General features: G+C 65.2%; 14 protein-coding genes. 9 read left to right on the plus strand and 5 right to left on the minus strand.

Features of this window, described 5'->3' with window-relative positions:
* Window positions 1-7: 7 nt before the first annotated feature.
* The 9 genes from ABQF30_RS22835 (at window position 8) to frdD (ending at window position 6,834) form a co-directional block, all read left to right on the plus strand.
* Window positions 8-430 carry a hypothetical protein gene (locus ABQF30_RS22835; protein ID WP_448468051.1) on the plus strand — a complete coding sequence of 141 codons (423 nt, stop codon included), beginning with the start codon at window positions 8-10 and terminating at the stop codon, window positions 428-430.
* On the plus strand, window positions 427-1,647 hold the full coding sequence (locus ABQF30_RS22840; RefSeq protein WP_448468053.1) for a cytochrome P450: 1,221 nt from the start codon (window positions 427-429) through the stop codon (window positions 1,645-1,647). Before ABQF30_RS22835 ends, ABQF30_RS22840 begins: the two co-directional genes overlap by 4 nt.
* Window positions 1,644-2,696 (plus strand): NAD(P)H-dependent amine dehydrogenase family protein, encoded by a 1,053-nt coding sequence (locus tag ABQF30_RS22845; protein ID WP_448468055.1) that lies wholly within the window; start codon window positions 1,644-1,646, stop codon window positions 2,694-2,696. Before ABQF30_RS22840 ends, ABQF30_RS22845 begins: the two co-directional genes overlap by 4 nt.
* Window positions 2,696-3,265 carry an isomerase gene (locus ABQF30_RS22850; protein ID WP_448468057.1) on the plus strand — a complete coding sequence of 190 codons (570 nt, stop codon included), beginning with the start codon at window positions 2,696-2,698 and terminating at the stop codon, window positions 3,263-3,265. Before ABQF30_RS22845 ends, ABQF30_RS22850 begins: the two co-directional genes overlap by 1 nt.
* Before the next feature lie 85 nt (window positions 3,266-3,350).
* Entirely contained in the window at window positions 3,351-3,593 is a 243-nt protein-coding gene (locus ABQF30_RS22855) for a hypothetical protein (RefSeq protein WP_448468059.1), read from the plus strand.
* Window positions 3,594-3,615: 22 nt separating this feature from the next.
* The gene (frdA, locus tag ABQF30_RS22860; RefSeq protein WP_448468061.1) at window positions 3,616-5,355 is read left to right on the plus strand and encodes a fumarate reductase (quinol) flavoprotein subunit; all 1,740 of its coding nucleotides are present in this window, start codon (window positions 3,616-3,618) and stop codon (window positions 5,353-5,355) included.
* A gap of 2 nt (window positions 5,356-5,357) precedes the next feature.
* The gene (locus tag ABQF30_RS22865) at window positions 5,358-6,101 is read left to right on the plus strand and encodes a succinate dehydrogenase/fumarate reductase iron-sulfur subunit (RefSeq protein WP_448468063.1); all 744 of its coding nucleotides are present in this window, start codon (window positions 5,358-5,360) and stop codon (window positions 6,099-6,101) included.
* Entirely contained in the window at window positions 6,098-6,481 is a 384-nt protein-coding gene (locus tag ABQF30_RS22870) for a succinate dehydrogenase/fumarate reductase transmembrane subunit (RefSeq protein ID WP_448468065.1), read from the plus strand. The genes ABQF30_RS22865 and ABQF30_RS22870 overlap by 4 nt, the downstream gene beginning before the upstream one ends.
* On the plus strand, window positions 6,478-6,834 hold the full coding sequence (gene frdD / locus ABQF30_RS22875) for a fumarate reductase subunit FrdD (protein WP_448468067.1): 357 nt from the start codon (window positions 6,478-6,480) through the stop codon (window positions 6,832-6,834). Before ABQF30_RS22870 ends, frdD begins: the two co-directional genes overlap by 4 nt.
* 11 nt (window positions 6,835-6,845) lie before the next feature.
* Here frdD and ABQF30_RS22880 read toward each other — a convergent pair whose 3' ends face one another.
* The 5 genes from ABQF30_RS22880 to ABQF30_RS22900 form a co-directional block, all read right to left on the minus strand.
* Window positions 6,846-7,295 (minus strand): type II toxin-antitoxin system Rv0910 family toxin, encoded by a 450-nt coding sequence (locus ABQF30_RS22880; protein WP_448468069.1) that lies wholly within the window; start codon window positions 7,293-7,295, stop codon window positions 6,846-6,848.
* A gap of 3 nt (window positions 7,296-7,298) precedes the next feature.
* Window positions 7,299-7,481, minus strand: coding sequence for an antitoxin (locus ABQF30_RS22885; protein ID WP_448468071.1), 183 nt, complete (start codon window positions 7,479-7,481; stop codon window positions 7,299-7,301).
* A gap of 68 nt (window positions 7,482-7,549) precedes the next feature.
* Window positions 7,550-9,925 (minus strand): cation-translocating P-type ATPase, encoded by a 2,376-nt coding sequence (locus ABQF30_RS22890; RefSeq protein ID WP_448468073.1) that lies wholly within the window; start codon window positions 9,923-9,925, stop codon window positions 7,550-7,552.
* A gap of 28 nt (window positions 9,926-9,953) precedes the next feature.
* The gene (locus ABQF30_RS22895) at window positions 9,954-11,477 is read right to left on the minus strand and encodes a serine hydrolase (protein WP_448468342.1); all 1,524 of its coding nucleotides are present in this window, start codon (window positions 11,475-11,477) and stop codon (window positions 9,954-9,956) included.
* A gap of 81 nt (window positions 11,478-11,558) precedes the next feature.
* Window positions 11,559-12,674 carry an MBL fold metallo-hydrolase gene (locus ABQF30_RS22900; protein ID WP_448468075.1) on the minus strand — a complete coding sequence of 372 codons (1,116 nt, stop codon included), beginning with the start codon at window positions 12,672-12,674 and terminating at the stop codon, window positions 11,559-11,561.
* Between the last annotated feature and the right edge of the window lies 1 nt (window position 12,675).

The raw sequence follows: 12,675 nt of genomic DNA on the forward strand, positions 1-12,675 counted from the left end.
AGCAACTGTGACAACGACACCTGAAGCCACTGAGGAGAAGGCCGAGGATCTGCCCCCGGGCACCACGCCCTACTACGCGCGGATGCACAAGTGGATCAAGCGCGCGGTCCTGGTGTGCCTCGTCGCCCTCGTCATCGAGGGGGCCTTCACGCTGCCGTTCATGGCGGTCTACTACGGCTACCCCACGTTGAGCCTCACCGAGATCTGCAGCGAACTGCTCAAGGTCCGCTACTCCGACGACACGCTCGAATGCAAGGTCCCCTACCCGGCTTTCGGGCCGCCGGAAGGCGCCGAGGGCAAGGACACCGCCCAGGACGAGTGGGGCATCCAGCCGGTGCCGAAGTACAACCGGATCGGCTTCCGCGAATTGGTCCGCATCCATGAAGAACGCGAGGCCCGTCAAGCTGCCGAACAGCAAGGTGCTCCGTGACGAGGTCGCTTGAAGAACACGCGGAGAATTGGGATCTTCGCCATGAGGACTTCCACGACAACGACTTTCTGTACGACGTCTACTCGGTGATGCGGCGGCAGTCACCGTTCGCCCGCACCGTCAATCCGTTTCTGAGCGCCACACCGGCAGGCGCGTGGGTGGCGGTGCGCTACGCGGAGTGTGTCCAGATCCTGCAGGACTGGGAGCACTTCTCCAGCAACCCGACGCCGGAGGGGGCCGCGCAGCTCGCCGGTGATCTGGTGATCACCCTCGACCCGCCGCGGCAGCAGAAGTTCCGCAAGGTCCTGAACCCGTATTTCTCTCCGGGGCGGATGAAGGCCCTGCGACCGGAGATCGGCGCCGAGACAGACCGGCTCATCGACGATTTCATCGAGAGCGGGTCCGGTGACCTCGCCGAGATCGCCTGGCGCCAGCCCGGGATCGTGTTCTTCAAGTACCTGCTGGGCATGCCCGTCGACGATGTGCCGCTGTGCGTCGAGCTGACCGACACCGCGCTCAACGGCGCCACGGAGCAGGTCCGGATGGGCGCCTGGGGCGGGCTGTACCAGCACCTGCACGACGCCGTGACTGCACGCGTAGACCAGCCGCCCCGTGACGACATGATCGATGTCCTGCTCTCAGCCGAGATCGACGGGGAGAAACTGGCATTCGGCGATGTCGTGTCCAACGCCATGCTCCTGGTTCAGGCCGGGCTCGAGACAACCGCCAGCGCAATGTCTTTCGCCTACCACTACCTCGCCACCAACCCAGCCGAGCGGGACCGCCTGATCGGCGATCCCGAACTCCTCGCCCGCGCGGTGGAGGAGTTCATCCGGTTCGCCGGATCGATTCACGGCATCCCCCGCACCGTCGCCAAAGAAGTCGAACTGAGCGGCTGCACATTCACGCCCGGCGAGTCGGTGATCGTCAACTACGCCGCCGCCAACCGCGACGAGCAGGAATTCCCCGACGCCGACCGGTGCATCCTCGACCGTCGCGAGAACCGGCACCTCGGCTTCGGCGCCGGTGTGCACCGCTGTCTCGGATCCAATCTGGCCCGGCTGGAATTTCAGGTGGGTCTGGAGCGGGTGTTGTCCCGAATGCCCGACTTCGCGCTCGCGCCGGGAGAACGCGCGAAGTTCCACGGCAATTCGGTCACCCGCGGATTCCGTTCGGTCCCCGTCATTTTCACATCCGGCGTACGGTCCTCGGCATGAGGACTTACCGAGTTATTCAGTGGATGACAGGCGATGTCGGGCAGGTCGGTCTGCGGCACTTCGCCGAAAGCCCGGTATTCGATCTGGTCGGTGTGTTGGTGCACAGCAAGGACAAGGTCGGCAAGGACGCCGGTGAGATCGCGGGCATCGCACCAATAGGTCTCGCAGCTACCGACGACGTCGACGCGATCGTCACGCTCGATGCCGACTGCGTGTTCTACACACCGATCATCATGGACGTCGACACCGTGTGCCGGCTGCTGCGCTCGGGCAAAAATGTCGTCACAACGAGCGGGTTCTTCCATCCGTCACCGGATTTCCGCGAACCGGGCGAGCAGATCCGCGCCGCCTGCGTCGACGGTGGGACTTCTTTCCATGGCGGCGGCATCCACCCCGGCTACGCCGGCGACATCCTGCCGCTCACCCTGGCCCGGGTGATGAGCAGGATCGACACCATCCACGTGTACGAGGTCGTCGACGTCTTGAAGGACGCGCCGATGGACCACATCGACTGGATGGGATTCGGCAAGGACAAGGACAAATTCCTCTCGGAGCCAACCATTCTGGGTCTCGGCCTGCCGTTCTTTGCCCAGTCGATGCACATGATCGCCGACGGACTCGGCGTGACGATCGACGAGGTGACGGCCGCCGAGATCGATGTCGCAACTGCCGTCGAGGACATTCCGCACGACGAGGGCGCGATCCCGGCGGGCACCGTCGCCGCGCAACGGCACGAATGGACCGCGTGGGTAGGCGGACAGCCACTGATCGTTTTCCACGCGAGCTATGTGACCGCGGGCCCCGACAAACTTGAACCGGCCTGGGATTGGGGCGAGACCCGGTACGAGATCGTGATCGAAGGCGACCCGCCCACCGAGCTGACGCTCAAAGGCGTCAGACAGGCCGACGGCACCATGGCTCACCCTGGCTACGACTGGACGGCGATGGGCGCGATCAACGCCATCCCCGATGTCTGCGATGCCCAGCCGGGCTGGCTCAACCACCTCGACCTCGGCCTCATCCGACCCCGCGGACTGGTCCGCAGCTGATGTCCTATCAGATCGACCCGAACGTCCTGCACAAAGTTGCCAAGCAGGTCGTCGGCCTACCGTTGGACAGCGGTGAACTCATCACGCGGGCCATCGAGTTGCTCGCCGACGAATACCCGAACCTGATCGATCCCGCCCCGGGACGCTGGGTGGGCAGCAAAGCGGGAGGAATTCTCGGCAAGGTCCGATTCCTCTACTTCAGCCCACGCGAATACATCGTCATTTTCGGGTCTCCGACTGGCACCCAGGGCTTTTCAGGGCGATACAAACATGTGGAGATCCACAAGTTCCTGCTCGCCGGGCAGATCGACTCCTACGACCTCGAATCCGACGACTGCATGCCGTTGCCGCCGCTGCTTCCCGGCGAGCACACCTGCCTCGAGAAGGGCCATGCCAGGGGCCTGACCATCCAGCCCGGTTCGTGGCACCTCGAATACGGCCGCGGAGCGGTCGCGACAACGCTGCCGTTCGCCCTGGTGGACACGCTGCTGGTGTCGCTGGAACTCGAATCCGTGAAGCGCTCGACGGCAGAGTTCACCAAGCTCGTCACTCGGCGTTTTCGTCGCTGACCGCGCAACGTTGGACTTGTAGGTCTTTACAGGAATACCCTGATGTGACCTGCACCACACGCCTGAGACCCGAGGAGGCGGGACGATGGCCGCGACGACCATGCATTTCTCCAGAACGAAGGCGCCCTGTGGGCGCATGGCTGAAGGCGATCGCCACCTCGAAAACGATGACGACGGCCTGAGCTACGACGACCTCAAATTCGCGTGCGGCTGCCGCGAGACGCGGCACACCTACCACGACGGCTGCATCAGCGTCCGGACAATCCGGCACGACGGCAAAGTCCTACGCGACGAGCGCTGCGGGGAACACGAGGCCTGGGAAGTGTGAGACGCGGCAGTGAGATCCGGCAGTGACGGCCTCGCACAACATCGTGGTGATAGGCGGGGGTGGTGCCGGTCTGCGCGCCGCGATCGCCATCGCCGAGACCAACCCGAAGTTGTCAGTGGCGATCGTGTCGAAGGTGTACCCGATGCGCAGCCACACGGTTTCGGCGGAAGGTGGTGCCGCAGCGGTCGCAGGCGCCGACGACACCTTCGAGGAACACATCTACGACACCATTTCGGGCGGCGACTGGCTGTGCGACCAGGATGCGGTCGAGGCGTTCGTCGTCGAGGCGCGGCGAGAACTGCTACAGCTCGAACATTGGGGGTGCCCCTGGAGCCGCACGCCGGACGGCCACATCGCCGTCCGTCCGTTCGGCGGCATGAAAAAACAACGCACCTGGTTTGCCGCCGATAAGACCGGATTTCACTTGTTGCACACGCTTTTTCAGCGTGTGCTCGCGTATCAGGACATTGTGCGCTACGACGAGTGGTTCGCCACCACCCTGCTGGTCGACGACGGTGTGGTGCGCGGCGTCGTCGCCATCGAGCTGGCGACCGGGCGCATCGAGACCATCCTGGCCGACGCGGTGATCGTGTGCACCGGTGGATGCGGTCGGGTGTTCCCGTTCACCACGAACGCCAACATCAAGACCGGCGACGGGATGGCCTTGGCCTTCCGGGCGGGTGCACCGCTGAAGGACATGGAATTCGTCCAATACCACCCCACCGGACTCCCGTTCACCGGAATCCTGATCACCGAGGCCGCACGCGCCGAGGGTGGTTGGTTGGTCAACAAGGACGGCTACCGCTACCTGCAGGATTACGACCTCGGCAAACCCACACCCGAACCGCAGCTGCGCAGCATGGAACTCGGGCCACGTGACCGGCTGTCGCAGGCATTCGTGCACGAGCAGGAAAAGGGAAACACCGTCGACACCCCGTACGGTCCGGTGGTCTACCTCGACCTTCGCCACCTCGGCGCCGAGCTGATCGATACCAAACTGCCGTTCGTCCGTGAGCTGTGCCGCGACTATCAGCACATCGACCCGATCAGAGAACTGGTCCCGGTGCGACCCGTGGTGCACTACATGATGGGCGGCGTTCACACCGACATCAATGGCGCCACACCGCTTCCCGGGCTCTACGCGGCGGGCGAGACGGCGTGTGTGAGCATCAACGGGGCAAACCGGCTCGGCTCCAATTCACTACCGGAGATTCTGGTGTTCGGAGCCCGGGCAGGCTGTGCCGCAGCGGATTACGTGATGACGGTGCGCAAGGCCTCTCCCGCCGTCACTGCCCAGGCCCGCACCGAGGAGCAGCGGCTGGAAAGCCAACTCCGCCGTCATTCCGAGGGCGACGATCGCATCGCCGACATCCGCACCGATATGCAAACGACATTGGAGACCGCCGCCGGGATATATCGTGACGGGCCTACCCTCACCAAGGCCGTCGACGAGATCCGAGCGTTGCAGGAACGCTTCGCAACGGTTGGCATCGACGACCACAGCCATACCTTCAACACCGAATTGTTGGCATTGCTCGAACTGTCCGGAATGCTCGACGTCGCGCAGACGATCATCGAATCTGCGCTGAAGCGTGAGGAATCCCGAGGGGCACACCAGCGCACCGATTTTCCGGGGCGCGACGACGACCGATACCTGGCGCACAGCCTGATTCACCGACAGTCCGACGGGTCCGCGCGCGTCGACTATCTGCCGGTCACGATAACCCGCTGGCAGCCGGGTGAACGGATCTACGGGAGGTGACCGTGGCAGAGCGAATTGTCATGGAAGTGACCAGATATCGGCCGGAGACCGACTCCGAGCCGACGCTGCAGGCCTATGAAGTGCCACTGACCCGCGAGTGGGCGGTGCTCGACGGGCTCAACTACATCAAGGACCGCCTCGACGGCTCCCTGACGTTTCGGTGGTCGTGCCGCATGGGCATCTGCGGCAGCTGCGGCATGACGATAAACGGTGACCCCAAGCTGTCGTGCGCAACGTTCCTCGTCGACTATCTGCCCGGGCCGGTGCGCGTCGAGCCGATGCGCAATTTCCCGGTGATCCGCGACCTCGTCGTCGACATCACCGACTTCATGGCCAAGCTTCCCACCGTCAAGCCGTGGATCATCCGCGAAGACGAACGCGCCCCCGACGACGGCGAATATCTGCAGACCCCAGCCGAAATGGAGGAGTTCAAGAAGTTCAGCATGTGTATCAACTGCATGTTGTGCTATTCGGCGTGCCCGGTCTACGCACTCGACCCGACGTTTCTCGGGCCTGCCGCGATCGCATTGGGCCAGCGCTACAACCTGGACTCTCGCGACGAGGGCGAGGCGGACCGCCGCGACGTGCTGGCCGCCGCCGACGGCGCATGGGCGTGTACCTATGTCGGTGAATGCTCCACTGCATGTCCGAAAGGCGTCGACCCTGCCGGCGCCATCCAGCAGTACAAGCTCACCGCCGCAAGGCATTCGGTGAAAGACCTGGTGTTCCCCAGGGGTGCGCGATGACCGCTTCCGCCGGGTACCGTGCGCCGGTGCCCCGGTTCTGGTGGGCCAAACGCCGCTCGTATCTGCTGTTCATGCTTCGTGAGCTCAGCAGCGTGTTCGTGGCATGGTCGGTGGTGTATCTCGCCATCGGGGTGTGGGCCATCGGCAGCGGCGGCTATTCGGGATTCATGGACTTCAGCGCCAATCCGGTAGTGGTGGTGCTGAACATCGTGACGCTCGGATTCCTGCTGCTGCACACCATCACCTGGCTCGGGCTGGCGCCCCACGCGATGGTGATCCACCTGCGTGGGCGCCGCGTCCCGGAGAGTGCGGTGCTGGCCGGCCACTATGCGGCGTGGTTGGTGGTGTCGGCGATCGTGGCGTGGGTGGTGCTGACATGAGCTCGCCCGCCCGACGGACGCCCGAGCCGTTCTTCTGGCTGCTGTTCTCGGCCGGCGGCATGGTGGCCGCATTGATGCTGCCGATGCTGATGTTGTTGTTCGGCGTGGTGTTTCCGCTCGGTCTGCTCGACGCCGACCAGGCCCATCTGCTGGCCGTTGTGCAACACCCGCTGACCCGGATCGTGCTGGCCGGCATCTTCGTGCTGGGCCTGTTCCACTGGGCGCATCGGTTCCGCTTCACCCTCGAGCACGGGCTGCAGCTGGGCCGCTTCGACCCGGTGATCGCGGTGTGCTGTTACGGCGCAGCCGCTTTGGGCTCGCTGGTTGCGCTCTGGGTTCTGCTCACCCTGTAGCGCGCAGGAAATCAGCTCGGTGCGTACAGCTCCTTGAACCGGTTGAGCGACTGCTGAATGTCACTCTTGAGTGCGGCGGCGACCACCATGCCGATGGGCCCGAAGAGCGCAGGCCCGCCAAGGTGCAAATCGAACCCGACGGTCGCGCCCTCCGCCCCGTCCACTCGCGCGGGTTTGATCTTTCCGATCAGCTTGACCTTGACCCCGCCGCGGCCTTCGCCGTTGAGCGTCAACGCCTCCGGCGGCTTGTAGTGCACAAGCGTCCACCGGATCCGGTTCAGCATGCCCTTCACTTCGACGATCGATTCGATGACAGTGCCCTTTTCCAGGGTTTCCGGCAACTTCGACCGCCAGGCTCGGTGAATGCTGAGCCATTCGTCGTAACGGGACAGATCAGAGGCGTACTCCCACGCCTTCTCCGGCGGCAATGGAACTTCGACGGAGACAGACAGTTTGGCCATACGTCAGGGTTGCTGCGGGTTGCTCTTGTCGACGGCCTTCTTGGCGGCGTCCTGCACCTTGTCGACGTGCTCCGTGTATTTGCCCTGCGTCTTCTTGTCGACCATGTCACCGGCCTTGTCGATCGCGGTGTCCACCTTGTCGGCGTTCTTCGCCAGTAGTCCCTTTATCTTGTCCAGCAATGCCATGTGCCCACCCTATCTGTTGAGATCAGCGGAAACGGGGGCTCAATTTTGCCAGCTCCCCGCACGCCAGTCTATCTCCACAAGCGTCGCCGTTCGCCCAGCACAGCGCCCTGCACCCACCACAGCACCTCGACGAGGCCCGCTCCGACCAGCCCGATGCCCAGCGCTACCGAGGTGATCGCCACATTCGTCGGATCCAGCATGAACAGTTGTTGCGTCCACGGCAGCGCAAAGATCACCACATAGGCCAGGATCGACACCCCGACCAGCGCCACCCGCCACCACTGGTACGGGCGGGCCACCACGGACAGCACCCACACCGAGGACACCAGCAGCGTTATTAACGCGGCCGTGGAAGCCTGCGTCTGCTCCAGCTGGCTCGCCGCTCTGCCCTCGTACGCCACCAGATAGGACACGAAGGTCGCGGTGCCGACGACGAGGCCCGACGGCAGCGCCGCCGTCATCACCCGACGCACGAAACCCGGATGAGCCCGCTCGTTGTTCGGCGCCAGCGACAGGATGAACGCCGGGATCCCGATCGTGAACCAGGCCGCGATCGTGACGTGAATCGGCTGGAACGGGAATGGCAGCGGGTCGGTACCGAAGAAGCGCGCCGACAAGCCCCCTAGCCCCACCAGTACGGCCAGCAACACCGAGTACACGGTCTTGGTGAGGAACAGGTTGGAGACCCGCTCGATATTGCCGATCACCCGCCGGCCCTCACCCACCACGTACGGCAGCGTCGCGAACTTGTTGTCCAACAGCACTATCTGGGCAACCGCGCGCGATGCCGAGCTGCCCGAACCCATCGCGACACCGATGTCGGCGTCCTTGAGCGCGAGCACGTCGTTGACGCCGTCGCCCGTCATCGCCACGTTGTGTCCACGCGATTGCAGCGCATGCACCATGGCGCGCTTCTGATCCGGCCGCACCCGGCCGAACGTGGTGTATTCCTCCAGTGTGTCGGCCAGCGCCTCGAGTTCGTGAGGGAGTTGGCGGGCATCCATCGTCTCGCCGTGCAGGCCCAGCTTGCCGGCCACCGCACCCACCGACACGGCGTTGTCGCCCGAGATCACCTTGACGGAAACATGTTGGGAGGCAAAATAATCCAGGGTTTCGCCGGCGTCTGGACGAATCCGCTGTTCGAGTACCACCAGCGCGACGGGGGTGACATTGCCGGGCGCTTCAGGGGCATCGACCGACATATCGCAGGAACCCACGAGCAGAACCCGCAGGCCCTGGGCGCCGATCTGCTCGGCCTGCTCGGCCACCGGTGACGCCGAGTCCAGCAGCACGTCCGGTGCGCCGATCACCCAATTGCCGTGTTCGCCATAGGATGCACCACTCCATTTGGTGGCGGATTTGAACGGCGCGGTCGCGGTGGCCTGCCACCCCGGCGGCATCTTGTACGCCTCGGCGATGGCGGCCATGCTGGCGTTGGGGTGGGTGTCGTCGGCGGCCAGCTGAGCCAACACCTCGGCCACGTGATCTTCGGTGAGCGGCTGCAGCTCGCTGACCCGCATGCCGTTCTCGGTCAGCGTGCCGGTCTTGTCCGCACACACCACATCCACACGGGCCAGGCCCTCGATCGCGGGCAGCTCGTTGACCAGGCATTGGCGCCGGCCGAGCCGGACAACGCCGACCGCGAACGCGATCGACGTCATCAGCACCAGGCCTTCGGGAACCATCGGCACCAGCGCACCAACCATGCGCAGCACCGCATCCCGCCAGTCGGCATCTGTGGTGAACAGCTGCGTGTAGATGGTCAGCAGGCCGGCGGGGATCAGCAGATAGGTGATGAACTGCAGGATCTTGTTGATTCCGTTGCGCAGTTCGGATTTCACCAGCGTGAACTTGCTGGCCTCCTCGGCGAGCTTGGCCGCGTAGGCTTCCCGTCCGACCTTGGTAGCGCGGTACGCGCCGCTGCCCGCCACCACGAAGCTGCCGGACATCACCGCGTCGCCGGCGTCCTTCGCGATCGGATCGGCCTCCCCTGTGAGCAGCGACTCGTCGACTTCGAGATTGGATTCCTCGAGAATCTCCCCGTCGACGACGATCTGATCGCCCGGTCCCAACTCGATGATGTCGTCGAGCACCACCTCGGCGGGAAGCAGTGCGCGGGTGCCCGAGGCTCGGCGCACCGTCGGCTTGGCCTGCCCGACGATCGCCAGCTTGTCGAGGGTCTGCTTGGCCCGGATCTCCTGAATGATGCCGATGGCACTGTTGGCGATGATGAGCAAGCCGAACGCGCCGTTGATCACCGAACCGGTCGACAAGACGATGACGAAAAGCACACTCAGGATCGCGTTGATGCGGGTGAACACATTGGCCCGCACGATCTCCGATACGCTGCGAGCGGCGCGGCTCGGGACGTCGTTGGTCTTGCCCTCGGCGACCCGTTGGGCCACTTCGGCATCGGTGAGACCGGCCGTGATGATCGTCGTCATCTGTGCTGTCTCTCTTCGCGCAAGCGGCTCATCGGAAGAAAGTCCCCATCCCGTCGGTGTCGAAGTACTCCAACGTCAGTCTGTCACCGGCGAACGTTGCCTTGGACACCGTTCCCGGCGGTGCGTTCTCGGTGGCCAACGTGAAGGTGAACACGTCACCGTCCCAATGCTCCAGCGGCGCGATCAGCTTCGGCCCCAGCGCCAAAGTCAGCCTGCCGTCGCGTTCGGTGACGGTCGCCGGACCCCAGTAGTCGTTGCGGTACACCCCGGCGTAATCGGTAACTGGTTTGGCGGGAACCGGATTGGCCGGGCGCTGCTTGCCTACCAACTCGCCCTCCGGCCCGGCCATCGAGGCGAATGCGTCGGCGTACAACGTGCGCCAGTCCTCCCGTACGTCACCGAACTGCACCAGGTCGGAGAACTCCGCGGTCAGGGTTTCCGGGATGCCCGACGGGGTCGCGTTGGTCAGCGCGACGATGGCCACGTCAGCCGACGGGATGATGACGAAGTTGCTGGCCGCGCCGAGTTCGAATGCACCGGAATGGCTGATCTGCATGCGGGCCGCCGAAGTCGAGCTGACGTTGAATCCGTAGCCGTAGAAGCCGGACCGCATTGCCGGCTCAGTCGCCGGGCTGGATACCACCTGCGGTGTCACCGCGGGCAGCAGCGCTTTCGAGTCGACGATCTGCCTGCCGTCGACCGTGCCGTCGGCCAGCATCATGGCCAGCCAGCGCGCGACGTCGTTGACCGAGGAACTCACCCCGCCGGCAGGGGCCTGCGGATCGGGATTGCGCACATACTGTGGTTCGTAGCCATCGTCGATGCGAATGTGCCCGACGGCGCGGTTGGGGCGTGACTCGTAGTCGGCGAAGCGGGAACTCGCCGAATCCATCCCGAGCGGGCGGTAGAGCACGTCGTCGCACAGTTGCTCCCAGCTCTTTCCCGCGCTCGTGGCAACCGCCTCCGCCGCGGCCGTCAACCCGAAGTTGGTGTAGGCGTAGGAGATCCGGAATGGGTCCAGCGGTAGCTGCCGCAGCCGCTCCAGCACGTAGCGTCGGTCGTAGCCGACATCCTCGAGCCGGTCACCGGCGTGATCAGGGAGGCCGGACCGGTGGGAAAACAGGTCCCCCACGGTGACCATCGGGGTGACGGCGGGGTCCGACAACGCGAACCACGGCAGTTTGGACACGACCGGGGTGTCCCACCCGATCTGACCGGCACCGACCTGTTGCGCAACGACGCTGGCGGACAACGACTTCGACAGCGAGGCCAGCTGGAACACCGTATCGGGATCGACCGTGTCGCCGGTGCGTTCATCGCGCACACCGAACCCTTTGGCGTACACCGTCTTTCCGCCATGCACGACGGCGATTGCCAGCCCTGGTATGCCGGACTCGCGCATCAAGCCCTCAGCGATGCCGTCCAGCTTGGCGATCGCGTTGTCGACGGCGTTTTCCGGCAACGGCAGCGCAGGCACCAACGGCGGCGGCTGGTCGGCCAGCGGTTGGGCTGGTGGGGCGGAGTCGGAGCAGCTCGTCAACGCCAGGGCCATCGCCGCGACGCACGCCAAAGCGCGGAAGTTGTACACAAAACGCGAGTATGCCCGCAAACACGCCCGCAATCGGTGCAATGGCTACAGCTGCCACCAGGGGTCCAGCACGGGCGATTCGCGGTCCACCCGCTGCCCCGGCTTGGGCACCGCAACTTGCACAGCCGCCGGGCCGGCGGCGGTCAGCAATCGCTGCACCGGTTCGGCCCAAGGATGAGGAGCCAGCCGGAAGGTCGCCCAGTGGATCGGAACCAGCAACCCGGACTCGCTGACGTCCAGATGTGCGCGGACCGCCTCCTCGGGGTTCATGTGGATGTCCGGCCAGCTCGGGTGGTAGGCGCCCACGGGCAGTAGCGTCAGGTCGAAAGGGCCGTGATCGGAACCGATTTCGGCGAAGCTCTTGGTGTAGCCGGTGTCGCCGCCGAAGAATGCGCGGTGCGCCGGTCCGACGATCGCCCAGGACGCCCACAACGTGCTGTTGCGGCGGAACATCCGCCCCGAGAAATGCCGGGCCGGGGTGCACACCAGCGTCAGCTCGCCGATGCGGTGGCCCTCGTTCCAGTCCAGCTCGACGATCCGGCCCTCGGGGATGCCCCACTTGCGCAGGTGCGCACCGATGCCGAGCGGCACCACGAACGGTGACCGCTGGGTGCGGGCCAACCCGATGATGGTGTCGATGTCGAGGTGGTCGTAATGGTCGTGGCTGATCAGCACGGCGTCGACCGCGGGAAGCGCCTCCAGCGGCAGCGGCGGCTCGTGCAGCCGCTGCGGGCCGACCACCCGCGACGGCGAGCACCGCCGGCTCCAGATCGGATCGGTGAGCACCCGATACCCGTCGACCTCGATCAGCGCGGTCGAGTGGCCGTACCAGGACACCGCACAGTTGCCTGCGTCGCCGCCTTCGCTTTCAGGAGGCTCGGCCAGCGGGATCGGCCCGCGCGGCCAACTGGCGCCCTTCGTGCCGAACATTTCGGTGATCAGCAGGCGGCGTTCCTCGCGGTCCATGCTGATGCCCGGGGACGCGGGCTCGATGTTGACGAACACGTCGCCGTCGTACTGCGGGGACCGGTGCGCGACCGGGCGGATATCGCGGCGGGCTGCGCCGACAGCCGCCTGGGTGCCGCTCAGCGCGCGCATCAGCCACCCGCCGGTCAGCAGCGCGGCCGACCGGACCCCCAACCGCAGCGCCGCGCGCAACACG

The organism is Mycolicibacterium sp. XJ870 (assembly GCF_053483975.1).